Origin of the sequence: Saccharothrix sp. BKS2, from assembly GCF_047689505.1 — a bacterium.
Classification (GTDB): domain Bacteria; phylum Actinomycetota; class Actinomycetes; order Mycobacteriales; family Pseudonocardiaceae; genus Actinosynnema; species Actinosynnema lopnurensis.
On sequence record NZ_JAUQOL010000002.1, the window covers coordinates 53,724 to 78,605 of the forward strand.

Sequence of the window (24,882 nt, forward strand, 5' to 3'; positions counted from 1 at the left end):
TTCCGCCCGGGAACCGCAGGTCAGAGGATCGGCTCCGGCGCGTAGCCCACCGCGGCCGGGTACGCGGTCAGCACGTCCTCCACCTGCCGCACCACCTCGGCGACCTGCTGCTCCGCCACCCCGGTGAACGACAGCCGGTCGGCCAGCAGGCCGTCCAGGGCCGCCCGGTCCAGCGGCAGGCGCGGGTCGGCGGCCAGGCGGTCCAGCAGGTCGTTCTCGGCCTTCCCCTCCTCGCGCATCGCCAGCGCCACGGCCACCGCGTGCTCCTTGATCGCCTCGTGCGCGGTCTCCCGGCCCACGCCCGCCCGCACCGCCGCCATCAGCACCTTCGTCGTGGCCAGGAACGGCAGGTAGCGGTCCAGTTCGCGCGCCACCACCGCCGGGTAGGCGCCGAACTCGTCGAGCACGGTGAGGAACGTCTCCAGCAGCCCGTCCAGCGCGAAGAACGCGTCCGGCAGCGCGACCCGGCGCACCACCGAGCACGACACGTCGCCCTCGTTCCACTGGTCGCCGGCCAGTTCGCCGACCATCGACAGGTGGCCGCGCAGGATGACCGCGAAGCCGTTGACCCGCTCGCACGACCGGGTGTTCATCTTGTGCGGCATCGCGCTGGAGCCCACCTGGCCGGGCTTGAAGCCCTCGGTGACCAGCTCGTGGCCCGCCATCAGCCGGATGGTCCTGGCCAGCGAGGACGGACCCGCCGCCAGCTGCACCAGGCACGACACCACGTCGAAGTCGAGCGAGCGCGGGTAGACCTGGCCGACGCTGGTCAGCACCCGCTCGAAGCCCAGGTGCCCGGCGACGGCGCGCTCCAGCCCGACGAGCTTGTCCCGGTCGCCGCCGAGCAGGTCGAGCATGTCCTGGGCGGTGCCGACCGGGCCCTTGACGCCGCGCAGCGGGTAGCGCGCGATCAGCTCGTCCAGCCGACGGAAGGCCACCAGCACCTCGTCGGCGGCGGTGGCGAAGCGCTTGCCGAGGGTGGTGGCCTGGGCGGCGACGTTGTGCGAGCGGCCCGCCACGACCAGGTCGGCGTGCTCGGCGGCGCGGCGCGCGAGCCGGGCGAGGACGGCGGCGGTCTTGCCGCGCACGTGCTCCAGGGAGCGCAGCACCTGGAGCTGCTCGACGTTCTCGGTGAGGTCGCGGGAGGTCATGCCCTTGTGCACGTGCTCGTGGCCGGCGAGGGCGTTGAACTCCTCGATGCGCGCCTTCACGTCGTGCCGGGTGACGCGCTCGCGCTCGGCGATGGACGCCAGGTCGACCTGGTCGACCACCCGCTCGTAGTCCGCCACGGCCTGCGCGGGCACGTCGACGCCCAGCTCGGCCTGCGCCCGCAGCACCGCGAGCCACAGCTGCCGCTCCAGCACGATCTTGTGCTCGGCGGACCACAGGGTGACCAGCTCGGTGGAGGCGTAGCGACCGGCGAGGACATTGGCGATGCGGGGCTTGACCGTCACGTGACCAGCATATTTCGCGGCCGGGGGCGACCGGTCGGCGGGCCGGGCACCCCGCCGTCACCGCCCCGCCCCTGCCCTCACCACCCGCTGAAACCCGGGTCGGTGGCGAGCTTCGCGAGCTGGTCGCCGTTCAGCGACACCGTTCCACGCACCCGGCTGCCGTCCACGGGGTCGTTGTTGTAGGCGCTCATCTGCACCACCGAGCCATCGGTGCGGAAGTGTGCGACCGAGTAGGTGACCCGCCTGCCGTCCGGCTCGACCAGCGTGGCGAACTCCAGGTGGCTGCCGTCCGTCAGCGTGCGCGCCTCCGCGCACTCGAAGTCGGCGCAGAACCGCTTCCGCGTCACCAGCAGCGGCGGCGCGCTGAGCTGCGCGGTCACCCTGCTCACCCCCTGCTCGTCGACGAACTGCACGTACCCGGTCACGTACCCGGGCCGCTCCTGGTCACGGGGCCCGGCGAACTCGGCCCGCAGGACCTTCGCGGTCGGCACCACCCCGACGACCCGCTGGGACGCGTAGTCCGCCAGCAGTCTCAGGTCCGCGGGTGACGCGGCGGCCAGGCGGGTGACCGGGGGCGGGGCCTGCGACGCGGACAGCGGCGCGGGCGTCGGGGCGGTCACCGCCGGCTCCGCCGTGGTCGTCAGCACCGGCGCCGCCGCCGCGTCGATCCCCGGCGGACCGGCCCCCGGCCGCGCCGCGAGCAGGCCGGGCAGGGACAGCACCGTCCCGGTCAGGGCGAGCGTGGCCACGCCCACCGCGATCAGGGCGCGCCGCCGCTTGCGCTCGTGGCGACCGCGGCGGATCAGCTCGTCGGGGTCGAAGTGCAGCGGCGGCTCGTCCCCGACCGCGGCCCGCAGGCCCTCCCGCAGCTCCGCCTCGCTCACGACGCGACCACCGCCCCCCGCTCCAGCCGCTCGACGGCGGTGCGCAGCGCCACGAGCCCCCGCGCCGTCTGGCTCTTGACCGTGCCCTCGGAGCACCCCATCAGCACCGCCACCTCGTTCACCGGCAGGTCCTCGAAGTACCGCAGCACGAGCACGGCCCGCTGCCGCGGCGGCACCCGCAGCAGCGCCGCGTGCACGAGGTCGCGCGCCCACAGCTGCTCGCCCGACCGCTCCGGGTCGGCCGCCGCGTCCGCCACGTCGGGCACCTCGCCGTCGCGCTGCTCCGCCCGCCGCCACGGCCTGCGCTTCTCGTCCAGCCACGTGCGCAGCAGCACCTTGCGGGCGTACGCGGACGCGCTGTCCTGCCACTCGATCCGGTGCCACGCCTGGTAGAGCTTGAGCAGGCTCGCCTGCATCAGGTCCTCGGCCATGTGCCAGTCGCCGCAGAACAGGTACGCGGTGCGCCTCAGCGCGGCGGCCTGCCGCACCGCGAACTCGCGAAAGCCCTGCTCGTCGGCCTCTCGCATCTGATCCCCTTCCCCACCCTCCGCTCTTTAGAACGCGGTGAGGGGTCAGCGGGGTTGCATGGCTTTCGCGAGCATCCGGCGGGCGGCCGCGCGGGGATCCGGGCTGACCTCGATCAGGGCGTTGACCACGGCGCCGTCGACGAGGGCGATCAGCTCCTCGACGCGTTCCCGGCCGACCGGGTTCCCGGCCTTGGCGAAGATGTCGAGCAGCAGGGCGTGCAGCTCGCCGGACAGCTCGCGCATCAGCGGCCGCAGGTAGGGCCGCCGCCCGGTGGCGACCAGGCGCTCGTAGCGCAGCAGCACCGCCTCCGCGTCGCCCTCGCCGACGGGCCCGAGCAGCAGGTCCAGCACCAGGTCCACGAACGCGTCGCCGCCGCACTCGTCGGGCTCCAGCTCGGCCAGGCGGGCCTTGCCGTAGGCCAGCTCGGCCGTGCCGTGGAACTCCAGCGCGGCCGTGACCAGCTCGTCCAGCGAGTCGAAGTAGTAGGTGGTGGACGCCAGCGGCAGGCCCGCGCGCTCGGCCACGGCGCGGTGCCGGACCGCGTCGAACCCGCCCGACACCAGCAGCGCGGCGGCGGCTTCGACCAGCGCCTGGCGCCGGCGTTCACCCTTCGGGGTTGCGGCTGTCATTGCTGAAAAGGTACTAGTGCCCGCCACCGGCCAGGTTGAGGCCGATGACACCGCTGACGATCAGACCGAGCGAGACCAGCTTCAGCGTCGAGACGCCGTCACCCAGCCAGACCATGCCGACGACGGCGGTGAGCGCGGCGCCGATGCCGGTCCACGCCGCGTACGCGGGCCCGGCGGGCAGCTGCTTCATCGCCCAGGCGAGGCCGGCGAAGCTGATCAGCGCGGTGACCGCGAACGACAGCACCCACCACGGTCGGGTGAAACCGTTCGACAGCTTCAGCGACACCGCCCACGCGGCCTCGAAGAAACCGGACACGATGAGCACGAACCACGCCACCCCGACCACCTCCAGATTCTGGTACCAGCGTACCAAAAGCGGGGGTGCCTCAGAAGCGACTCGCCAGCTGTTGCGCCAGGCCGGGCAGCTGGGTGGCGAAGGGCACGACCGCCGAGCCCTCCGCCGGCCGGCTGAGCACGTGCAGCTCCCCGCCGCCGGACGCGCTCGCGGTCTCCGACAGCGTGTTCTCGTCGAAGGACGGCGGCAGCTCGCCGGGCGGGGTGAGCACCACCGACACCGTGCCGGTCACGGCGCCGTCGCGCAGCAGGTAGCTCGCGCCCCGGGCACCCGGCGGACAGCTCGCCGCGGCGGGCGCGGGGGTGAGGCCGCGGGCGACCGGGAGCTCGTCGGCGAGGGCGACGGCGAGCTCCCGGTCCACCTCTTCGCACCCCTTCGGGGCGCTTCCGACCGTCGAGCGGTCGGCACTCCCCGAGAGCTCGCCCCCCTGCGTGGGCGGGTCCTCGGGGATGCTCTTGGGCGGCAGGCCGCCGTTGCGGTCCGGTGACGCTTCGTCCGGCGCCAACTCCGGGACGCCGAAGGTGCTGACGTTAGGGGACGACGCGCCCTCGGCGGAACCCACCGCGGCGGTGTCGCTCGACGACTCCGGCGACGCGGTGTTCACGACCACCCCGCCGAGCGCGAGCACGACGACGAGGCTGGAGCCGAGCGCCAGCGCGGACCGCCGCCGCGCGGTCGCCCGGGCCGACGCCGACCGCACGCCCGTGACGTCGAAGGACGCGGGCGGCGCGTCGCGCGCGGCGTCGCGGAACAGCTCCGCCAACTGCTGCTCGTCCACCTACCTCCACCCCCTGCTCACGACGCGGGCCGCAAGTCGTCGATCGTGTCGCCCAGCGCCGTGCGCAGGGCCTCCAGACCCCGGGAGGTCTGGCTCTTCACGGTCCCCTCGGAGCACCCGAGCGCCGCCGCGGCCGCGGCGACGTCCAGGCCCTCCAGGAACCTGAGCACGAGCACCGCGCGCTGCCGCGGCGGCACCCGCTTCAAGCCCGCGACCAGGGCTTCGCGCGTGGCCACCGAGTCCGCCACCTCGCCGTCGCCGGTGGGCGTCTCCGGGACCTGGTCCACGAAGCGCTCCCGCCGCCACGGCCGGCGCGACTCGTCGATCACCGCGCGCACCAGGCTCCGGCGGACGTAGGCGTCCAGGGCTCCCTTGTCCCGGACCTTGCGCCACCTGCGGTGCAACGCGACGAACGCGGTCTGCGCGAAGTCGTCCGCCCGGTGCCAGTCACCGCACAGCAGGAACGCCGTTCGGCGCACGGCCTCCCGGCGAGCGGCGAAGTACTCCGCGAACTCCTGCTCGTCGTGCTGATCCACGCGGACTCTCTCCGCTCGTCGTGCTTGCACCTACCGGACGGAACCGGTGCGGACAACGGTTGCACGCCGGTCCGACGAGACCTGCGTCACCCCCCATCGTGGTACCGCCGACGCGACCGGGTCAGGTCTTGCCCGGTGTGATGTGATCCGTTCGTGACCGAGTACGCACCCCTGGACTTCCGCTCCGACACCGTCACCCAGCCGGACGAGGCCATGAGACTCGCGATGGCGGGCGCCGAGGTCGCCGACGACGTGCTCGACCACGACCCCACGATGCGGTTGCTGGAGGACCGCGTCGCGGAGCTGCTGGGCGTGGACGCGGCGCTGTGGGTGCCCTCGGGGTCGATGGGCAACCTGATCGCGCTGATCACGCACCTGCGACCGGGCGACCGGTTCCTGGCCCCGCGCGGCGCGCACGTGCTGGACAGCGAGCTGGGCACGGCCGCGTGGCTCGCGGGCGGCATGCCCCACCCGATCGAGTGCGATGAGGGCCCCGGACGGGTGTCCGCGGACGCGGTGCGCGCGGCGGCGGGCGTGTCCGGGCCGTACTACACGCTGCGCACGGCGCTGCTGTGCCTGGAGAACACGCACAACTCGGCGGGCGGCTCGGTGACCCAGCCGGACCAGCACGCGCTGCTGGTGTCGGCGGCCAAGGAGACCGGGCTGAGGGTGCACCTGGACGGCGCCCGGCTGTGGAACGCGGCCGTGGCGCTCGGGCTGCCGCCCGCGGCTCTGGCGGTCGGCGTGGACACGGTGCAGGTGTGCCTGTCGAAGGGGCTGGGCGCGCCGGTCGGGTCGGTGGTGGCCGGGACGACGACGTTCGTGGCCGAGGCGCGGCGGGTGCGCAAGATGCTCGGCGGCGGCGTCCGGCAGGGCGGAGTGCTGGCCGCGGCGGGCCTGGTCGCGCTCGGGCGCGTCGACGACCTGGCCCGGGACCACGCCAACGCCAAGGTCCTGGCCGCCGGCCTGGCCGAGCTCGGGTGGCAGGTGGACGAGCCGGAGACCAACATCGTGCTGGCCGGCGTGCCGGACCTGGAGGTGACGCTGAACGGTCTGCGTCACCTGGGCGTGTTCGCCGGACCGATGGGAGGCAAGGTGCGCTTCGTGACACACCGTGACGTTGGGGACGAGGACGTGGCCGAGGCGCTGCGCCGGATCGGATCGGTGAGCTGACGTGCGCTGGGTGGTGTTCGACTACGGCGAGGTGATCTCGCGGCCGACCGGGGCGCTGCCGGAGCTGGCCGACCTGCTCGGCGTGCCCCTGGCGGACTTCGAGCGCGGGTACTGGACGGCGCGCGACGACTACGACCGCGGGCAGCCCGACCTGGAGTACTGGCGGGCCGTCGGCGCGGCGGTGGGCGTGGAGGTGGACGAGGAGCTGGCGCGCCTGCTCACCGACGTGGACGTGCGCGGGTGGCTGCTGCCGGATCCCGGCGCGGTGGAGCTCATCGAGGAGCTGGCGACGGCCGGGGTGCCGCTGGCGCTGCTGTCCAACGCGCCGGTGCCGTTCGCGCGGGTGGCCGAGCGCGAGCCCTGGGCCAGGCACTTCCGGCACCTGGTGTTCTCCGGCGACCTGGGCGTGGCCAAGCCGGACCCGCGGATCTTCGCGGCGCTGGCGCAGCGGCTCGGGGCGGACCCGGCGGACTGCGTGTTCTTCGACGACCGGCAGGTCAACGTGGACGGCGCGAACGCGGCGGGGCTGCGGGGCGTGCTGTGGAGCGGCAGCTCACACGCCCGGACGGTGCTCTAGCTCGGCGCGCAGCGCGGCCAGCTCCGCCTTGACCAGGCGGAGCTCGGCCAGCGTCGCCCGCTCGGCCTCGGCGACCGACCCCTCGACCCCGCTCAGCCGCTCCACCAGCCAGGACGCGATGGTGCCGGTGATGACGCCGAGCAGAGCGATGCCGCCGACCATCAGCAGGGCGGCGACCAGTCGTCCCTCCCAGGTGACGGGGTAGCGGTCGCCGTAACCGACGGTGGAGATCGTGGTGAGCGTCCACCACGCGGCGTCACCGAAAGTGGTGATGGTGGCGTCGGGGTGGTGACGTTCGGCGTCCAGCACGGCCAGCGAGGCGCACGCGCCGACCAGCACCGTGACGCCCGCTACGTACACCCCGACGCGCTGCCGGACCCGGCCCGCGAACCGGCGGTTGAGCAGCTTGAGGACGGTGAGCAGGCGCAGCACGCGGAGCTGGCGGACGGCCGGCAGCAGCACCGCGACCAGGTCGAACAGGTGGGCGGTGAAGAACCGGCGCTTGTCGACGGCCAGCTTGAGGCGGACCGCGTAGTCCACCGCGAACACGAGCCACACCGCCCGGAGGACGGCCTCCAGCACGCCGTGCAGGCCGGGGGTGGAGCGGTCGTCGAGGACCTGCCAGGCGTAGGCGGCCAGGAACAGCGCGGCCAGGCACGTCAGCGGCCACTCGACGCGGCGTTCCCACTGGTCGAGGCGGCGTTCATCGGTCTGGAACACCGCCCCATGGTGAGCGCCGGACCCCGGTTTTCCTAGTGCCCGGCGCTCCCGGTGTTCCCGGTGCGGCTAGGGCTTGGGCCCCTTGATGCCCTTGGGGCGCTTGTGCGTCTTGATCGCGCCGTACGCGGCGACGCCGAGGAACAGCGCCCCGCCGACGAGGACCAACCAGAGGACGCCCTCGACGATCGAGCCGACCACGCCCAGCAGGACCCAGGCGGCCAGCAGCAGCAGGATTATGCGAACCATGGGATCCACGATGTCACCCGATCCAGCGTTCCCGCCCGATTTTCCTGGCCCCCGGGCCACCTCCCCGCGTAAAACTGTCATCATGAAGACGACAACCACACCCCGATCCGCCGGAGAGCCTCCTCGATGTCGTGGGCGGCCCCGGCGAAGGACAACCGGATGAACTCGTGCCCGCGCACGGGGTCGAAGTCGATGCCGGGCACGATCGCGACCCCGGTGTCGTCGAGCAGGCGGCGGCAGAAGTCCATCGAGTCGCCGGTGAGGTGCGAGACGTCGGCGTAGGCGTAAAAGGCGCCGTCGGCGGGGGCCACCCGGTCGATGCCCAGGTCGGCCAGGCCCCTGAGCAGGACGTCGCGGTTGAGGCGGTACCCCTCGACCAGGCGTTCGGTCTGCGCGTACGACTCGGGCTCGAACGCGGCGACGGCCGCGTGCTGGGCCAGGGCGGGCGGGCAGAGCGTGAAGTTGCCGGTGAGCCGGTCCACCGCCCGGCGCAGGTCCGGCGGCAGCAGCATCCACCCCAACCGCCACCCGGTCATGGCGAACGACTTGGAGAAGGAGTTGACGACGATGGTGTCCCGTGAGGTCTCCCACGCGCAGGCGAGGGGGGTGCCGTAGCTGATGCCGTGGTAGATCTCATCGCTGACCAGCCGCACCCCGCGGTCACCGCACCACTCGACGAGCCCGGCCAGCTCGGCGGGCGCGAGCACCGTGCCGGTGGGGTTGGCGGGACTGGCCACCACCAGCCCGCTGAGCGGTCCCGCGGCCTCCAACACCTCCACCGTGGGCTGGAAGCGGGTCTCGGGCCCGCACGGCAACTCGACCACATCGCACCCCAGCGCGCGCAGGATGTTGCGGTAGGCCGGGTAGCCGGGCCGGGCCAGCGCGACCCGGTCACCGGCCTCGAAGGAAGCGAGGAACGCGAGCAGGAACGCCCCGGACGACCCGGTGGTCACCACGACGTCGTCGGCCGAGACGTCCAGGCCGTACTGCCTGCCGTAGTGCCCTGCCAGCGCTTCGCGCAGCTCGACGATGCCGAGCTGCTCGGTGTACCCGAGGGGCTGCTCCCGCAACGCCCGCTGCGCGGCCTCCAGCACGGGCGCCGGCGCGGGACTCGACGGCTGCCCGGCCGCCAACGACACGACGTCCCCCCGAACCCGCTGCCGCCGAGCAGCGGCCGACAACACCTCCATGACGTGGAAAGGAGGCACATCAGCACGAGCGGCAACACCCAACATGGGGCCAGGCTAACCCGCCCCATCCCGCACACCGCCCCGCCGTCTGCACCACCCACCGCCCCGCCGCCCACACCACCCCCTCCCGCCACCGCCAAGGGCCGCCTCCCACCGGGAGCCTCCCTCTCCCGGCTGGCCTGCCCCACCGGGCTGGCTTGCCTCACCGGCCAGCTTGTCCCACCGGCCAGCCTGCCCCACCGGCCGGCCTGCTCTCTCGGTGGGCCGCTCCACCGGCCGACCCCTCCACCGGCCAGCCGCTCCAACCGGCGGCTCCCTCCAACAGGCCACTCCCCACCAGGCCGCCCTTACACCAGGCCACCCTCCACTAGGAGCTGTTTGGGGTTCGGATCTAGGTGGTCTCGGTGATGTGCTGGTGGGGCTGGTAGAACACGGTTGTGGCGCGTTGTGACCTGACCGATGCCGAGTGGGCGTTGATCGAGCCGCATGTGCCGGTGGCGGCCACGGGGCCGTTGCCGCGGCGGGTGCGGGAGCAGTTCAACGGCATCCTGTGGCGGTTCCGCACCGGGTCGGGCTGGCGTGACGTCCCGGAACGGTACGGGCCCTGGTCGACCGTCTACTCCCGGTTCAACGCCTGGGCCAGGGCGGGGGTGTTCCAGACGTTGATGGACGCGCTGAGCGCGTCGGCCGCCTCTCGCGGGCAGGTCGACCTGGAACTGGTCGGCGTGGACTCCACGATTGTGCGGGCGCATCACGAATCGGCCGGGCTGGCGGTCGCCGGGGAGACCTTCGACGCGCTGGAACAGGCGCTGACCGAGGAAAAAGGGGCTCCGTTGCCCACACAACAGAGCGTGCTGCGGGTGGTGCGTCGCGGTCCGCGCCGGCTAAGGCCGGTGCGGGCACGTCGGCCGGTGGGGACCGTGCCGCCCTTCGGCGGCGTCGGAAGGCGCGGGCTGCGGCGGCCGGGCTCGGCCGGTCCCGGGGCGGGCTGAGCAGCAAGGTCCACGCCGCGGTCGACGCCGCCGGGTTGCCGTTGGTGTTCGTGCTCACGCCCGGCCAGGCCGGGGACAGCCCGCAATTCCGGACGGTGCTCGACCGGATCCGGGTTCCCGGCCCGGCCGGCCCCGCACCCGTCCGGACGCGGTGGCCGCGGACAAGGCGTACTCCTCGAAGGCCAACCGGTCCTACCTGCGCCGCCCTGGGATCACGGCCGTGATCCCGGAAAAGTCGACCAGCAGGTCAACCGGAAGAAAAAGGGCTCCACGGAAGGGCGGCCCGTGTCGTTCGATCCCGCGCGCTACCGGCAGCGCAACACCGTCGAACACTGCTTCCAGAAGATCAAGACATGGCGCGGCCTGGCCACCCGCTACGACAAGACACCACAAAGCTACGAGGCCGGACTGCACCTACGAGGAGCGATCATGCGGCTGAAGACCCTGACCCCAACCACATGATCCAAACCCCAAACAGCTCCTAGGGCTCCTCAAAGCAGGTGTGGTCAATCTGTTTTGATCTTGGGTCGCGACCCGCAGGCACGACCAGCCCGCCGCCGGAGCCCGCCGCACGAACACGCCCATGTCCCACACGGGGTGGTCAGATCATGCCGCAGGCACAGCGAGCCAGGTGCTCATGCCATCGGCCGCTCCCGCAGCGGACCCACGACCGAGATCCACCTGGCTCGCGACGGCCACCGCCGACCCCTCTCCACCAGGTGGCTTCCACCCCACAGAAGGACTCCCGCTCCTTCCTAACCCAAGGGTTTCCACCCTCACCTCAGGGCTCAGCTCCCTCCACCTGAGGCACTCCCGTCCCTCATCTCTCCTCCGAGGGCTCGGCGAAGCGGGTGAACAGGGCGTTGATCCGCGCACGCAGCACGTCGGCGTCGACGAACCCGTGGAACTCGACCACGTCCGCCGCACGCTGCCGCCTGCCGGTCCGGTCGATCGTGGCCGCGCCGAACTGGCCGCGCAGCTCCGGTGCGCCGACCCTGCCGTCCGGCATGGCGGGCAGCAGGGCGACCAGGGCGGTGGCGAGATCGGCCTCCAGCTCGCGGACCGTGAGCAGGTCCGCGGTCAGCACGGCCAGCAGCGAGCCGGCACCGGTCGAGGCGGCCAGTGCCCGCACCGCCGCGCGTCCGATCCCCAGCCTCAGGTCGGCCGAGCGGGGCGGGTAGGCGAGCAACTTGAACGCCGCACCGAGCCACGGGTCCAGCTCACCGCCGCGGGCCAGTCCCCGCGCGGTCAGGTGGCTCCACGGGGCGGGCTCGTCCTGGACGTGCAGGACGATCGGCATCGCACCGAGTTCGAGGTGTTCCCAGGCGGTGCGGAAAGCGGTAGCGCTGAGCGTCGCGTTGGGCACGAAGCGTCACTCCCGGATGACGGCGGGCATTGCTCCGGCCCCCCAGGCCCGCACCGAACTGACGTGGCGAAGGCCGCCCGGGTTCCACCCGCGTGCCCGGACCTCCGAAGCAGTTCCGCAGGGCCTGCCACAAGCCCCTGACCAGGCAGGCCAACGTTCCCCATCGACCAACGCCCCAGTCCGGTCAAGGCCCCGGACCAGCCGACCGACCGGCCCCCACCCTCGGTTGACCAAATGCCGGTCGCCAGAGCCCTAGGCCCTGGGCCGGATCCGGCCCAACCCGGCCCGATCGGGTCAGGTCTCCTGCACCAGTTCCCAGACACAGCCGGCCAACCGGGCGTTGTCGATCGGGGTGATGGTGCTCCAGCTGCGCCCGTCCGAACTGGGCCGCACCTGGTGCAGGTAGCGGCCGGACGGGGTGTCGTGCCACGCCACCACGCGCCCGGCCCGCACTGGCGGTCCGCTGTGGCGGGCGCGTTCGACGCCGAACTGGCCGCGGGTGCTCATGCCGTCGCACATGCCGGCCAGTTCCTGCGCCTCGTGGAGCGGCAACCCGTGCCGCTCCAACGACAGCACCAGCTTCTCCGCGTCCTTCCCGGCCTCTTCGGACGCTTTGCGCAGCAGGTCGTTGGGCAGGCTGATGGACCGCCCGTACCCGGCGGGCATCTCACCGGCCACCGACACCGCCGCCTCGGCCAACGCGCCGGCGCGGGCGTCGATCAGCCACACCTCGTCACCGTCGACGACGGCGAGCACCGCCTCGTCGCCGGCGGACGCCGCGAGGCCCTTGATCTTCCGACCGTCGACCCAGATCCAGATGTCGATCGACACCTGCGGGTTGGCCAGCAGCGCGAACGCGTCGGCCAACTCGGGGACCAGCCGCCCGTTCACCGCCAGGCCGCGCTCGGAGAGCGACCCCCGGGCTTGCTCGACGAACACCGCGCGCTCGGTGTGCGTGACACCGGGGCTGGGCACGTCGAGCGCGACGTTCCGCCGGGTCAGCCGCTCCCCTTCCCACGCGACGTCGAACTCCAGCGTCGACAGGACGACCGTTCCCACGTCACTTCCGCTCGGGCTCGTCGCCGATGACCGACTGCACGACCATCCGCTCGTCACCGAACACGTCGTCGGAGTCCACGCCGTACTTGCGGACGTGCTCGGCGTCCTCCTCCTCCGGCCCGCCCTTCGCGGACGCGGCGGGCTGCATCATCGACGCCCCGGCACCGGCCTTGCCCGCCGCACCGCCACGCCCGTGCGCCCGCTCGTCGGGGTCGATCGCACCGATCGTCGCCGACACACCGGGCTTGCCGGTCAGCACGCCGGGCGCCACGCCCTTGCCCGCACCGCCCGCACCGCCCGCACCGGCACCGGCGCCCTTGCCACCGGTCCCCTCGGGCGCCTTGCCACCGGGCGGCACCGCACCCGCCGAGCCGCGCTCGACCCGGGACGCACGGGCACCGGCCGCGATGGCGCCCAGCGCCGCACCGCCGGCGAGCCCCAACCCGAGCCCCAACCCGAGGTTCGACCCACCGGGCTTGCCGATCGCGGCGGCGTGCGTGTTCGTCCCGCCGACGCCGGGCACGGGCGGCCCGATCGTGGTCGTCCCACCACCTGGCAACTGCCCCGGGAACTGGCCGGGCACCTGACCGGGCAGTTGCCCAGGCAGCTGTCCGGGCAACCCGACCGAACCACCGGGGGGTACCAGCCCCGACGCCCCGCCGGGCAGCCCACCGGGAACCGACCCGGGAACCCCGGGAACCCCGCCACCGGGCTGCGCCACGGACGCGACGGGCGTCCCCACCCCGGACGAGGCCGTCACGTCGAACTGCGGCGGCCGGTTCATCCCCTGGTACTGGTTGAGCGCGTCCCGACTGGCGTCGGTGTACTGCTCCAACCCCCGGATGGTCTGCTCGCGCGCGGCCTGGGTGGCCTTGACCTCCGCCGCGTGGTCGGTCTCGTACCCGAAGAACCCGCCGACGTCGTCCACGAAGTTCGTCTCGGTGTCCCCGCGCAACGCGTGCGGCTCGGGCATCCCGTTGCGGGTCTGGCTGTAGGTGGCCCCCTGCACCGCCGTCGCCTTGGAGTTGTGCTGGGCGGCCTCGGTCCCAGAAGTGGCGACGTCGGCCGACACCGTCACCGCCTGCCCGGCGTTGTCCCCGGCCGCGCCCTGCCACTCGATGCCGAGCTTGCGCAGTTCGTCGCGCAGCGTCTGGTCGGTGTCCTCCAGGGTGGCCGCGAGCTTCCGCAGCGCGTGGGAGGCGTTGCTGAACTGCTGCGCCGCGTCACCCTGGGAAAAACGCTGCACCAGCGCGGCGAGCGCCGGGTTGTCGTACCCCTGGAACCGGAAGTCCCTGAGCTGCCTGAAGCCGGTCACAACTCCCCCTCACTTCAGCGTTTGCAAAGTCGCGAGCACCAGTTCGGCGCCCTCGGCGGCGTTCTGGCACATCTGGTCCTGTGTGAAACCGTCACCGATCGGGAAGAACTGGACGTACGCCTGTTGGCCGTCCGACACATCGACGGTATAGGAACAATAACCTTCCGAGGTACCGGTCAATTTCAACTGGTAAGCCGGAAAACCACCGACGGTCTTGGGATCCACGTCGAGGTTGTTGCCGCCTTCCCAGTGCTCGACACCCGCGTCGGTGACGAGCGCGACGTTGTAGCTGTACAAGCTCTGGCCGTTGGACCGGTAACGGCAAGTGGGCGGCGGACTTCCGGTGTTCAGCACGTCGAGCGGCGTGGAACGCGCCTCGTCGATCTTCAACTGCCCCCGCTGCGCCTCGGTGAGGGTGGCGCACGGGTCGATCCCGTCCAACGTGATCTCCCGGGGCCGCGAGTCCGGCGAGGACGTGGGGCCGGGAGAGGTGCTCGTCGGCAGGTCGGACGCGGCGGGGGTCTCCGGCTTCGGGTTGCCGCCTTCTCCGGACGTGCACCCGGCGACGACCGCGAGCACGGCCGCCACCGGGATCATGATGCTAATCAGACGCACCGACGGCTCCCAGCGCAGCCTTTACCTCGTCCTCGGTGAACTCGTACTGCTGTGCGGCGCCGCGAAGCTGTTCGACGAGACCGTTGAGGCTGGCGATGTACTGCTCGACCTGCCCGGCGTAGGACATCGGACCGTCCACCAGCCGCGAGTTCCACGCCGCGGCGATCTCGTCGTTGAGCTCATCCGGGTTGTTCAGCTTGACGCTCAGGGTGATGAGCGCGTCTTCCAGGGCGATCTGGAGGTTCTGCACCTGCTCGCGAATGAGCTTGCCGGCCCGCAGGACCGTTTCCTCGGTCACCTCGAACCTCTGGCCGGAGCCGGGGCCCGAGGCCATCGCGTCACCCAGCCGCTTCTCCGCCGCGAACACGTCACCGACCGCCTTGCCGATGACGCCACCTATGCCGGCGACAGCTCCCAGCAGGCCGCTCTCCTCTGCCACGACGTCCAACCCCCGTACGGTCGGTGACGAATCGGTCCCGGTCCGAGGCTACCAACGGCCGCGTGTGCCGGATCTGAAGTTGGACGAAGCCGCGCCAGGAGCGGTTCCGCCCCGGCCGACAGTTCGCCACCGCCACCGACACCGACAACGGCCGCGGTGGGGCCGGCCACGCCGAACCCCACCGCCGACCGGCAACCGGCAACCGGCAACCACCGACCACCGACCTACGGAACCTCGATCTCCCCCTTGGCCGCGCGCAAAGCGATGTCGGTGCGGTGGTGCGACCCGGTGAGGTGGACACCCGCCACCCGCCGGTAGGTGTCGTCGCGGGCGGCGTCCAGGGTGGGGCCCGTGCCGACCACCGACAGGACCCTCCCGCCGACCGAGACGACGGCGCCGTCCTCGCGTCGGCGGGTGCCCGCGTGCAGCACGCCCTCCGCCTCGCCGCCACCCACCACGTCACCCGTGCGGGGCAGGCCGGGGTAGCCCTCGGCGGCGATGACGACCGTCACCGCGTAGCCCTCGGCCCACTCCAGCGCGGGCGCGGAGGCCAGGGCGCCGGTGGCGGCGGCGTGGAACAGGGCCGCCGGCGGGGTGCGCAGCAGGGCCAGCACGGCCTGCGTCTCCGGGTCGCCGAAGCGGCAGTTGAACTCGATCACCTGCGGCCCGGTGGAGGTCAGGGCCAAGCCCGCGTACAGCAGGCCGGTGAACGGGGTGCCGCGCCGCGCCAACTCGTCCACGACCGGCTGCACGCAGGTCGCCACGATGGTGTCCACCAGGCCCTCGGGGGCCCAGGGCAGCGGCGAGTACGCGCCCATCCCGCCGGTGTTGGGGCCGGAGTCCCCGTCGCCGACGCGCTTGAAGTCCTGCGCGGGCAGCAGCGCCACCACGGACGCGCCGTCCACCAGGCAGAACAGCGACACCTCGGGGCCGTCGAGGAAGGTCTCCAGCAGCACCGGGTGGCCGTGGTCGAGCAGCGTCATGGCGTGGGCCCGCGCCACCGCCCGGTCGGCGGTCACGACCACGCCCTTGCCCGCGGCCAGCCCGTCGTCCTTCACCACCCACGTGGGGCCGAAGCGGGCCAGGGCCGCGTCGAGCCGGGCCGGGTTGTCGACCACCTCGGACGCCGCCGTCGGCACGCCCGCCGCCGTCATGACGTCCTTGGCGAACGCCTTGGAGCCCTCGATCCGGGCCGCCCCGGCGGACGGGCCGAAGCAGGGGATCCCGGCCGCGCGCACGGCGTCCGCCGCACCCGCCACCAGGGGCTGCTCCGGCCCGACCACGACCAGGTCGGCGTTCCACTCCTCGGCCAGCGCGGCGACGGCCGCGGCGTCGGTGACGTCGACCCCGTAGGTCTCCGCCACGCCGGCGATGCCCGCGTTGCCGGGGGCGCACGCCAGCGCGATCACCGAGGGGTCCCGCGACAGCGCTAGGACTAGGGCATGTTCACGGGCGCCAGACCCGATGACCAGGACACGCACGGTGGGGCAGCCTAGATGACCGGCCCGGTCACCCGCCCAGGGCATCCTTCGAGCCGGGGTGCAGGGGCACCGGGTCGGTGTTCGCGGCCTCCTCGCGGGCGATGCCCTTCGCCGCCGGGTGCACCGCCTCCAGCTCGGCCTTCCGGTCGAAGATCAGCCTGGTGACCGCGCACGCGTCGCCCTCGGGGAAGTCCGACCGCACCAGCAGCACGTTCGGCACCACGACCGTCGGCACGTCGGCCGGCTGCCCGTAGGTGGCGGCCGGGATGACGCCCCGGTCGTAGACCTCGTTGACCTGCTTGAGCGCGTCGAGCTGCGGCGTGATGTCGATGAACCTCACCTGGTCCTCCAGCGACGTGGTGATGTCGGTGATCTGCGCGGTCGGCAGGCCACCGCTCCACACCAGGCCGTCGAGGCTGCCGTCCTTCATGCCGTCCGCGGTCTTGGCCAGGTCGAGCCGCTGCGCCTGGACGTCGGTCTCCGGGTTCAGCCCGGCGGCGGTGAGCAGGCGGTGGGCGATGACCTCGGTGCCGGACTTGGGCGAGCCGGTGGAGATCCGCTTGCCGCGCATGTCGGCGATCGACTCGATCCCGGAGTCGGCGCGCACCAGCACCTGCGTGTAGTTCGGGTACAGCCTGGTCAGCGCCTTGACGTCCTGCGGCTTCCCGTCGAACGCGCCCTTGCCCGCCACCGCGTCGGCCGCCGTGTCGGCCAGCGAGAACGCCACGTCGTAGTCGTTCGCGACCAGCTGCTGGATGTTCTGCACGGACGCGCCGGTCTCCGCGGCGGTGGCCTTGAGCTTGGTGTTGTCGCTGATCAGCTTGGCCAGGCCGCCGCCGACGACGTAGTACACGCCGCCGGAGTTGCCGGTGGCGATGGTGATCCGGCCGTCCGCCGCCTCGCAGGCGGCCCCGCCGCCCGGGGGCGCGGCGGCGTCGGGGGTCCTCTTGCCGCCGCACCCGGCGGCGACCAGGCCGATCGCCAGCCCTCCGGCGGCGACCTTCAGCGCCCAGCTACGCATGTTGCTGTTCCTTTCCCGAGGTCTTGCGCAGGACGAGGTGCACCGCCACCGCGGCGGCCAGGAACCCGAGGCCGACCGCGACGGTCACCGGTTGCAGGTAGAGCAGGGCCGCGGCGGCGGGCGCGCACAGCGCCCGCTCGGGCCACCTCGCCGGACCGAACAGCCACCCGCCCGTGAGCACCGCCAGCGCGGCCACGCCGAGCGCGGACACCGCGAACACCCACAGGGAGTCGAGGAGGGACGTCCGCAGCAGCAGGCCCGCGCCGTTGTCGGTGAGCACGAACGCGAGCGGCACGAGGAACGCGGGCAGCGTGTACTTCCACGTCCGCCACATGGTCTTCATGACGTCACCGCCGGTGATCGCGGCCGCGGCGACGGCGGCCAGCGCGGTCGGCGGCGTCACCTCCGACAGCACCGCGTAGTAGAAGATGAACATGGCCGCCTCCTCGCGCGCCACGCCCAACTCGATGAGCGCGGGCCCGATCACCACCCAGGCGATGATGAACGAGGCGGTGACCGGCACCGCGAGCCCGAGCACGCCCACCGCGACCGCCGCCAGCACCGCCGTGACGACCAGCACCGCGGTGGGGTCCGACGAGATCGCCCGCGCCACGTCCACCAGCGTCGAGGCCAGCACCAGGCCCAGCCCGGTCTTGGTGATCGTCGAGGTGATCACGCCCGCCGCCGCGCACACCGCGATCACCGGCAACGCCGAGCGGACCCCGGTGGACAGCGAGTCCAGCAGCGCCCGCGCCCACCCGCGCACGTCGCCCCGCCGCGCGATCAGCGCGAACAGCGCCGCGACGCCGGTGGCGTAGACGACCGCCGAGTACACCGGGATGTCCAGCGCGAGGAACACCACGATCACCGCGAGCGACAGGAAGTGGTAGCCGCCGCGCTTGAGCAGCGCCCACGGGCTGGGTACGTCGACGTCCACGGGCTTCGCGCCGAACCGCCGCGCGTCCATCTCCACGGCCAGCGCGATGCCCAGGTAGTACAGCAGGGTCGGCAGGATCGCCCAGACCAGCACCTGGAGGTAGGAGGTCTCCAGGAACTCGGCGATGATGAACGCCGCCGCGCCCAGGGTCGGCGGCGACAGGATCGCCCCGATGCCCGAGGCGGCGAGCAGCCCGCCCGCGTTCTCCCTCGGGTAGCCGGCCTTCTTCAGCATCGGCCACGTCACCGCGCCCAGCGACACGGTGGTGGCGGTGCCGGAGCCGGACACGGTGCCGAGCAGGAACCCGGCGGTGGCGGCCGTGCGGCCGGGCGCGGTGCGGGACCGGCGGAACGCGGCGAAGCTGATGTCCACGAAGAACGCGCCCGCGCCGGAGGCGTTGAGCACCGCGCCGTAGATGGTGAACAGCACGATGTAGGTGGCGGCGACGTCCAGCGGCGTCCCGTAGAACCCGGAGGCGTCGTTGTAGAAGCCGTTGATGATCTGGCCGAAGTCCACGCCGGCGTGCGAGATGTCCCAGGACGGCGGCAGGTAGCCGCCGTAGTAGGCGAACGCGACGAACGCCGCGCACACCACCGGGAGCACCCAGCCGGTGGTCCGCCGGCACGCCTCCAGGACCAGCACCAGCAGCACGGTCCCGGCGAGCACGTCCACCGGGGTCAGCTGCCCCTGCCGGTCCAGGAACGCGTCGAACCCGCCGAACAGCGGGTAGGCGGCCACCGCGAACGCGGCGCCGGCCAGGAGCAGGTCCACCACGCCCGGGTCGTCCGGCTCCCCGCGCCGCCCGCGCGGCCGGTAGCAGAGGAACACCAGCGGCAGCGTCACCGCCAGGAAGACGACCAGGTAGAACTGGCCGCCCTTGGCGAACGGCCAGAACACCTGCTTGAGCACCAGCAGCGAGACGGCGAGCCCCGCCGCCCACACGCCCAGCTCCCACCGGCGGGAGAGCGAGCGCGAGGGGCGTTCCTCGTCGTACTCGGCCAGCAACCCGTCGATGTCGGGCGTTTCCCCGGTCTGCGTCTTGGTCGACACGCGCACCCCTTCGTGCCGCGCTTGGTCTCAGGCGCTCCCGAAGTTACTTGTGTCGCGGGTCACAGCCATAGGCCGACCGGCTAAAGGGACTGTAAAGACGCCTCACACGACCCGGTTGTCGACGTAGCACCACCGCCAGTCCTCACCCGGCTCGAACGAGCGCATGACCGGGTGCGCGTCGGCGTGGAAGTGCGCGGAGGCGTGGCGGCGCGGGCTGGAGTCGCAGCACGCCACGTGCCCGCACGACAGGCAGATCCGCAGGTGGGCCCAGTTGTGCTCGTCTACGGCGAGGCAGTCGGCGCACCCGTCGGGGTTGTCGGGTTCGACCGATGCGGGCAGCTCTTCGACGTGGGGGCAGGTCATGCCGACCATCATCACGCAAGATTGCGCCATGCACGGACCGGAACTGCTGATGTTGCTCGTGGGCTCGCTGATCGTCACCGCGGCCGCCCGGAGGCTCGGGTGGTCGGCCCCGCTGGTGCTGGTGGGCGTCGGCCTGGCGGTGTCGTTCATCCCGGGCCTGCCGGCGTTCACCCTGGAACCGGAGCTGATCCTGGTCCTGGTGCTGCCGCCGCTGCTGTACTCGGCGGCGCTGGACAGCTCGTACCACAACATCCGGGCCAACCTGCGGCCGATCGGGCTGCTCTCGGTGGGCCTGGTGCTGGCCACCACGGTCGCGGTCGGCTGGGTGGCGCACCTCGTGCTGCCGGAGCTGCCGCTGTGGTCGGCCATGGTGCTGGGCGCGGTGATCGCGCCGCCGGACGCGGTGGCGGCGGTGGCGGTCGGGCGGCGGCTGAACCTGCCGCGCCGCACCATGACCCTGCTCACCGGCGAGAGCCTGATCAACGACGCGACCGCGCTGACCGCGTACAAGGTCGCGGTGGCCGCCGCGGCGGGCGCCACCGCCAGCTGGGCGGGCGGCGCGGGCACGTTCGCGGTCAGCGCGGGCGGCGGCGTGCTGGTCGGCCTGGCGATCGGCGTGGGCGTGCGGTGGCTGCGGGCCCGGCTGGACGACGGCGTGATGGAGAGCTCGCTGGGGATGCTCGTGCCGTTCGGCGCGTACCTGTTCGCCGAGGAGCTGCACGCGTCCGGCGTGCTGGCGGTGGTGGTGGCCGGGCTCTACATCGGGCACCACGCGCCGAGCACCTCGTACTACACGCGCCTCCAGGACACGGCCGTGTGGCGGTCGGTGGACGTGCTGCTGGAGTCGTTCGTGTTCGCCCTGATCGGGTTGCAGCTCAAGACGGTCGTGGACGCGGTGGACCTCACGCCGGCGCTGGTGTGGGCCTCGGGCGCGGTGCTGCTGGCGACGATCCTGGTGCGGTTCGCGTGGATGTACCCGGCGGCCTACCTGCCCCGGTGGCTGTTCCGGCGGATCCGCGAGCGGGAGGAGGCGCCGGGCTGGCGGGGCGTCACGGTCATCTCGTGGGCGGGGATGCGGGGCGTGGTGTCGCTGGCCGCCGCCGCCGCGCTGCCGCTGGACCTGCCCGGCCGGGACGTGATCGTGTTCTGCGCGTTCGTGGTCACCGTGGGCACGCTGCTCCTCCAGGGCATGACGCTGCCGCTGGTGATCCGGAAGCTGGGGCACCGCGGCGACGAGGCGCGGGCCGACGCGCTGGCCGAGGCGCAGGTGCAGCACGCCGCCGCGGCGGCCGCGGTGCAGCGGCTCGACCAGGTGGTGGACTCCGGCGACAACGCGCCCGAGCACGTCGTGCACCGGCTGCGGCTGATGGCCGAGCACCGCGGCAACGCGGCGTGGGAGCGGTTGGGGCGGCAGGAGGACGAGTCGCCGGCCGCCTCGTTCCGGCGGCTGCGGCGCACCATGCTCGACGCCGAGCGCTCGGTGTTCGTGGAGGCGCGGGACCAGGGTCGCATCGACGACGAGGTGCTGGCGCGGGTGCTGCGCGAGCTGGACCTGGAGGAAGCCGCCCTGGCCCGGGAGTGAACGGGCGGTGGTCACCGTGACGTGTTCACCGTGACGTGGCCTGCGCTTCACCCTACGGTGATCGGGGCGTCGCGGTGCGCGACGAGGCTGCCGCGCGTCTGGAACCTTGACAGGAGGTCGGCGATGGTGCGGACGAGGATCGTCGGGGCGGCGCTCGCCGTCGTGGCGGTGGCCGGGTTGGCGGTGGCGCTCCCGTGGGGCGCGGCGAGCGGTGACGACCGCGTGCCGCACGCCCGCAAGGGGCCGCTGGTGATCGGCCACCGGGGCGCGTCGGGGTACCGGCCGGAGCACACGCTGGCCGCGTACGAGCTGGCCGCCCGGATGGGCGCGGACTACGTCGAGCCCGACCTGGTGGCCACCAGGGACGGCAAGCTGGTCGCGCGGCACGAGAACGAGATCGGCGGCACCACGGACGTGGCGTCGCGGCCGGAGTTCGCCGCGCGCCGGACCACGAAGGTCATCGACGGCGCGCCGCTGACCGGCTGGTTCACCGAGGACTTCACGCTGGCCGAGCTGAAGACGCTGCGGGCGGTCGAGCGCATCCCGGACGTCCGGGCGCGCAACACCCTCTACAACGGCCGGTTCGAGGTGCCGACCTTCGAGGAGGTCATCGACCTGTCGCGGCGGCTGTCCCGCGAGCTGGGGCGCGAGATCGGGATCTACCCGGAGACCAAGCACCCCACCTACTTCCAGGAGATCGGCCTGCCGCTGGAGCCGCGGCTGGTGGACGTGCTCAACCGCAAGGGCCTCAACCGGCACGGCGCCCGGGTGTACGTGCAGTCGTTCGAGGTGGCGAACCTGAAGTGGCTCAAGTCGCGGCTGCGGGTGCCGCTGGTGCAGCTGGTCAGCGCCTCCGGCGCGCCGTACGACTTCGTCAAGGCGGGTGACAAGCGCACCTACCGCGACCTGGTCACGCCCGACGGCCTGCGCGACCTCCGCGCCTACGCGTCGGGCATCGGCGTGGAGAAGCCGCTGATCATCCCGCGCGACGCGGCGGGCAACCTCGGGCAGCCCACCACGCTGGTCCGCGACGCCCACGTGCGCGGCCTGACCGTGCACTCGTGGACGTTCCGCAACGAGAACACCTTCCTGCCCGCCGACCTGCGCACCTCCACCGACCCGGCCGCCTACGGGCGGGCGCTGGAGGAGTACGCCAGGTTCTACGCCACCGGCCTGGACGGGGTGTTCGCCGACAACCCGGACACGGCCGTGGAGGCCCGCAACGGCTGACGGCCCCGGCGGCTCGCGGCGGAGGGCCCGGTCCAGGGCCCTCCGTCAGCTCCCGCGAGAGCCCTACGCGGCCGGCCGGCCGAGCACGGCGGCGCCCGGCCAGGGGGTGGTGCCGCCGCGCTCGTACCAGTCCGACACCTCCTCCAGGAACCGCCGCGACCCCTCCGGCGACAGCGCCGCCCCGGCCAGGAGGTCGCGCAGGCGGGCGTAGGTCTCCACCCCGCTGTCGCGCTCGACGAAGCCGGTCACCGCGTGCATCTCGACGCACACCACGGACCGGAGGGGCCGCTCCAGGGTGAAGATCGAGAACGGGTGGTCGACGGCCGGCGCCACGGCCGACCCCGCCGGGACCACCCGCACCGAGGTGGTCGGCGCGTTGGCCACCAGGCGCAGGTACATCACCTGGTCGGCCAGGACACCCGGGTCGTGGCCGCGCGGGGTGAGCGTCCACTCGTCCACGAAGAACTCCGCCGGCGTGCCCTCGACCCGGGACCGGCGGTCGATGCGGGCGGTCAGGGTCGCCTCCGGCGCCCCCGCCTGCCGCCGGCCGGCCAGCACCGCCCGCGCGTAGTCCTCGGACTGGAGGGGCGCGGGCACCACCAGCGGGCTGTAGTGGGAGATCGCCACGGCCAGCCGCTCGTGCAGGACCAGCGGCAGGACGTCGTCGGCGGGGCGGTCGGCGTGCACGCACACGAAGCCGTCCGGGCGGGGGTCGCGCGACATCCGGACCAGCCGCTCCCGGGTGGCGGCGTCGGCGCCGTAGAGGCCCAGCAGCGCGCCCAGCTCGACGTCGGCCGTGCCCCGGCTCCCGTTCTCCAGCTTCGCCAGCCTGGAGATGCTCCACCCCAGCCGGGCCGCGATCGCGGCCGGTTTGCGCGCGCCGCGCAGCTGCCGCAGCTCCTCACCCAGCCACCGGCTGTACGCGGTGCTCGCCCGCTGCGACTTCCACTCGTCCTCGCCGACGTCCATGGTCGCCCTCCACTGTTGCGCGCACGCAACGTATCCACTCGATTACAGTGCGTGGAGAGTGGCCATCCTTTGACGGCCCGAGGATCAAAGCAAGTTCAAGCCTGATCAGGGGATGGGGACCACCGGGGCGTGGGTGGGACCCTCGAGAACGGCAGCCGAGGTGAGGAGCCGGATCGTGGACGACGCTACCGGAGTCGGGCAGAGGGTCGCCGCGTTGCGGAAACTGCTGGGGCTCAAGCAGCACCAGCTCGCCACGGCGGCGCACGTGAGCATGAGCCTGGTGAAGAAGGTGGAGGCGGGGCACGCACCGGCGTCACCCGCGTTCATCGCCGCCTGCGCCAAGGCGCTCGGCGTCGAGGTGACGGCGTTGACGGGACAGCCCTACGAGGAGCTGACGGTCGACACCGGCCAGGACCGCGCCGGAATCCCGGAACTGCGCCGCGCCCTCGACTCCTACGAGGACCCCCGGCTCGACGGACCGGTGTGGGACACCGCCCGGTTGCGCGCGGCGCTCGACGAGGGCGAGGCACTGCGCCGCAGGAGCCGCTACACCCTCATGACCGAACGCCTGCCGCTGCTGCTCCAGCACCTGTACGCCAACCTGGACGAGGCATCCGGCACCACCGCCACCGAGGAGGCCCACACCCTCCTGCACGACGCCTACAGCCTCGTGGCGGCGGCCACCTACCTGTTCGGCTACCTCGACCTGACCGCGCTGGCCCGGGACCGGATGGGCCACGCGGCCCGGCGGTCCGGCGATCCGCTGCGGGTCGCGGTCGCGCGGTTCAGCCGGTCGACCCTGCAACTCTTCCGGGGTGACTACGACCTCGGGATGCGCAACGTCGACCGCGCCCTGGCGCTGGCCGGGGAGCAGGGCACCCCCGAGGCGTTGTCCGTCGTCGCCCAGCTCCACCTGCGCCAGGCCATCTTCGAGGCGCGCCGGGGCAATGGCCGGGACGCGGACTCGCACGTCGACGAGGCCCGCGACATCGTCTCCCGGGGCGTGCCGGTGGCCCCCTACTTCCAGTTCGCCTCCAACCGCGCCAACGTGGAGATCCACTCCGTCGCGGTGCCGGTGGAGATGCTGGACGGCACCACCGCCGTCGCCCGCGCCGAGAGGACGCACCTGCCCCTGGACGACCTCGGGGAGGACGCGACCAGGATCGGCCACCACCACATCGACGTGGCCCGCGCCTGGGTCCTGCACGGCAACCGCGAGAAGGCGCTCCAATCCCTGCACACCGCCCGCGCCGTCTCACCCCAGCAGACCCGGTACCACCCGGCCGTCCGCGAAACCCTGCACGCCATCGCCGCCGCCGACCGGCGCGCCACCGACTCCCTGGCCGGATTCGCCCGCTGGGCAGGCGTCAAGGTCTGACACCGGACCGGGGCG

Annotated in this window: 25 protein-coding genes and 1 pseudogene; 6 read left to right on the forward strand and 20 right to left on the reverse strand. The window is 72.9% G+C overall.

Going from position 1 to position 24,882, the window contains the following annotated elements; translation table 11 throughout:
• Window positions 1-20: 20 nt before the first annotated feature.
• The 7 genes from purB to Q5530_RS02875 form a co-directional block, all read right to left on the reverse strand.
• The gene (gene purB, locus Q5530_RS02845) at window positions 21-1,454 is read right to left on the reverse strand and encodes an adenylosuccinate lyase (protein ID WP_415360522.1); all 1,434 of its coding nucleotides are present in this window, start codon (window positions 1,452-1,454) and stop codon (window positions 21-23) included.
• A gap of 77 nt (window positions 1,455-1,531) precedes the next feature.
• Window positions 1,532-2,338, reverse strand: a complete 807-nt coding sequence (locus Q5530_RS02850) for a hypothetical protein (RefSeq protein WP_415360524.1) — start codon at window positions 2,336-2,338, stop codon at window positions 1,532-1,534.
• Entirely contained in the window at window positions 2,335-2,865 is a 531-nt protein-coding gene (locus Q5530_RS02855) for an RNA polymerase sigma factor (protein ID WP_415360526.1), read from the reverse strand. The genes Q5530_RS02850 and Q5530_RS02855 overlap by 4 nt, the downstream gene beginning before the upstream one ends.
• Window positions 2,866-2,910: 45 nt before the next feature.
• Window positions 2,911-3,495 (reverse strand): TetR/AcrR family transcriptional regulator, encoded by a 585-nt coding sequence (locus Q5530_RS02860; protein ID WP_380637596.1) that lies wholly within the window; start codon window positions 3,493-3,495, stop codon window positions 2,911-2,913.
• Between the two features lie 13 nt (window positions 3,496-3,508).
• On the reverse strand, window positions 3,509-3,841 hold the full coding sequence (locus tag Q5530_RS02865; protein WP_415360527.1) for a DMT family transporter: 333 nt from the start codon (window positions 3,839-3,841) through the stop codon (window positions 3,509-3,511).
• 40 nt (window positions 3,842-3,881) lie between these two features.
• On the reverse strand, window positions 3,882-4,628 hold the full coding sequence (locus Q5530_RS02870; RefSeq protein ID WP_415360528.1) for a hypothetical protein: 747 nt from the start codon (window positions 4,626-4,628) through the stop codon (window positions 3,882-3,884).
• A 17-nt stretch (window positions 4,629-4,645) separates the two neighbouring features.
• A complete protein-coding gene (locus Q5530_RS02875) occupies window positions 4,646-5,164 on the reverse strand; it encodes a SigE family RNA polymerase sigma factor (RefSeq protein WP_415360529.1) in 519 nt (172 codons plus the stop codon).
• 153 nt (window positions 5,165-5,317) lie between these two features.
• On the opposite strand from Q5530_RS02875, the gene Q5530_RS02880 reads away from it, so the two are divergent.
• Together Q5530_RS02880 and Q5530_RS02885 are read left to right on the forward strand one after the other, a co-directional pair.
• Window positions 5,318-6,337 (forward strand): threonine aldolase family protein, encoded by a 1,020-nt coding sequence (locus tag Q5530_RS02880; RefSeq protein ID WP_415360530.1) that lies wholly within the window; start codon window positions 5,318-5,320, stop codon window positions 6,335-6,337.
• 1 nt (window position 6,338) lies between these two features.
• Complete coding sequence (locus Q5530_RS02885) at window positions 6,339-6,914, forward strand: HAD family hydrolase (RefSeq protein WP_415360532.1); 576 nt, start codon at window positions 6,339-6,341, stop codon at window positions 6,912-6,914.
• Here the strand turns inward: Q5530_RS02885 and Q5530_RS02890 are convergent.
• From Q5530_RS02890 to Q5530_RS02900, 3 genes are all read right to left on the reverse strand, one after another.
• Window positions 6,891-7,634: a potassium channel family protein gene (locus Q5530_RS02890; protein ID WP_415360533.1), complete on the reverse strand. Its 744-nt coding sequence runs from the start codon at window positions 7,632-7,634 to the stop codon at window positions 6,891-6,893. The two genes, Q5530_RS02885 and Q5530_RS02890, sit on opposite strands and share 24 nt — an antisense overlap.
• A gap of 66 nt (window positions 7,635-7,700) precedes the next feature.
• Window positions 7,701-7,880, reverse strand: a complete 180-nt coding sequence (locus tag Q5530_RS02895; protein ID WP_415360534.1) for a hypothetical protein — start codon at window positions 7,878-7,880, stop codon at window positions 7,701-7,703.
• A gap of 80 nt (window positions 7,881-7,960) precedes the next feature.
• Window positions 7,961-9,115, reverse strand: a complete 1,155-nt coding sequence (locus Q5530_RS02900) for a pyridoxal phosphate-dependent aminotransferase (RefSeq protein WP_415360535.1) — start codon at window positions 9,113-9,115, stop codon at window positions 7,961-7,963.
• Between the two features lie 392 nt (window positions 9,116-9,507).
• Here Q5530_RS02900 and Q5530_RS02905 point away from each other — a divergent pair.
• Window positions 9,508-10,524 (forward strand): annotated as a pseudogene (locus tag Q5530_RS02905) (IS5 family transposase).
• 358 nt (window positions 10,525-10,882) lie between these two features.
• Here the strand turns inward: Q5530_RS02905 and Q5530_RS02910 are convergent.
• From Q5530_RS02910 to Q5530_RS02950, 9 genes are all read right to left on the reverse strand, one after another.
• Complete coding sequence (locus Q5530_RS02910; RefSeq protein ID WP_415360537.1) at window positions 10,883-11,428, reverse strand: ESX secretion-associated protein EspG; 546 nt, start codon at window positions 11,426-11,428, stop codon at window positions 10,883-10,885.
• A 294-nt stretch (window positions 11,429-11,722) separates the two neighbouring features.
• Window positions 11,723-12,487, reverse strand: a complete 765-nt coding sequence (locus tag Q5530_RS02915; protein WP_415360538.1) for an ESX secretion-associated protein EspG — start codon at window positions 12,485-12,487, stop codon at window positions 11,723-11,725.
• A gap of 1 nt (window position 12,488) precedes the next feature.
• Complete coding sequence (locus Q5530_RS02920; RefSeq protein ID WP_415360539.1) at window positions 12,489-13,802, reverse strand: PPE domain-containing protein; 1,314 nt, start codon at window positions 13,800-13,802, stop codon at window positions 12,489-12,491.
• A gap of 9 nt (window positions 13,803-13,811) precedes the next feature.
• Complete coding sequence (locus Q5530_RS02925; RefSeq protein ID WP_415360540.1) at window positions 13,812-14,390, reverse strand: DUF3558 domain-containing protein; 579 nt, start codon at window positions 14,388-14,390, stop codon at window positions 13,812-13,814.
• A gap of 13 nt (window positions 14,391-14,403) precedes the next feature.
• The gene (locus Q5530_RS02930) at window positions 14,404-14,856 is read right to left on the reverse strand and encodes a hypothetical protein (RefSeq protein WP_415360541.1); all 453 of its coding nucleotides are present in this window, start codon (window positions 14,854-14,856) and stop codon (window positions 14,404-14,406) included.
• 224 nt (window positions 14,857-15,080) lie between these two features.
• Window positions 15,081-16,337, reverse strand: a complete 1,257-nt coding sequence (purD, locus tag Q5530_RS02935) for a phosphoribosylamine--glycine ligase (RefSeq protein WP_415360543.1) — start codon at window positions 16,335-16,337, stop codon at window positions 15,081-15,083.
• Between the two features lie 28 nt (window positions 16,338-16,365).
• Window positions 16,366-17,358 (reverse strand): TAXI family TRAP transporter solute-binding subunit, encoded by a 993-nt coding sequence (locus tag Q5530_RS02940; RefSeq protein ID WP_415360544.1) that lies wholly within the window; start codon window positions 17,356-17,358, stop codon window positions 16,366-16,368.
• On the reverse strand, window positions 17,351-19,351 hold the full coding sequence (locus tag Q5530_RS02945) for a TRAP transporter permease (protein ID WP_415360546.1): 2,001 nt from the start codon (window positions 19,349-19,351) through the stop codon (window positions 17,351-17,353). The genes Q5530_RS02940 and Q5530_RS02945 overlap by 8 nt, the downstream gene beginning before the upstream one ends.
• Window positions 19,352-19,447: 96 nt before the next feature.
• Entirely contained in the window at window positions 19,448-19,708 is a 261-nt protein-coding gene (locus Q5530_RS02950) for a UBP-type zinc finger domain-containing protein (RefSeq protein ID WP_415360547.1), read from the reverse strand.
• A 28-nt stretch (window positions 19,709-19,736) separates the two neighbouring features.
• Here Q5530_RS02950 and Q5530_RS02955 point away from each other — a divergent pair, with 28 nt between their 5' ends.
• Together Q5530_RS02955 and Q5530_RS02960 are read left to right on the forward strand one after the other, a co-directional pair.
• Complete coding sequence (locus Q5530_RS02955) at window positions 19,737-21,290, forward strand: Na+/H+ antiporter (RefSeq protein ID WP_380637615.1); 1,554 nt, start codon at window positions 19,737-19,739, stop codon at window positions 21,288-21,290.
• A 123-nt stretch (window positions 21,291-21,413) separates the two neighbouring features.
• A complete protein-coding gene (locus Q5530_RS02960; protein ID WP_415360549.1) occupies window positions 21,414-22,520 on the forward strand; it encodes a glycerophosphodiester phosphodiesterase in 1,107 nt (368 codons plus the stop codon).
• A 63-nt stretch (window positions 22,521-22,583) separates the two neighbouring features.
• Here the strand turns inward: Q5530_RS02960 and Q5530_RS02965 are convergent, their stop codons facing one another.
• The gene (locus tag Q5530_RS02965; protein WP_415360550.1) at window positions 22,584-23,489 is read right to left on the reverse strand and encodes a helix-turn-helix domain-containing protein; all 906 of its coding nucleotides are present in this window, start codon (window positions 23,487-23,489) and stop codon (window positions 22,584-22,586) included.
• Window positions 23,490-23,664: 175 nt separating this feature from the next.
• Here Q5530_RS02965 and Q5530_RS02970 point away from each other — a divergent pair, with 175 nt between their 5' ends.
• On the forward strand, window positions 23,665-24,867 hold the full coding sequence (locus tag Q5530_RS02970; RefSeq protein ID WP_415360552.1) for a helix-turn-helix domain-containing protein: 1,203 nt from the start codon (window positions 23,665-23,667) through the stop codon (window positions 24,865-24,867).
• Window positions 24,868-24,882 lie beyond the last annotated feature (15 nt).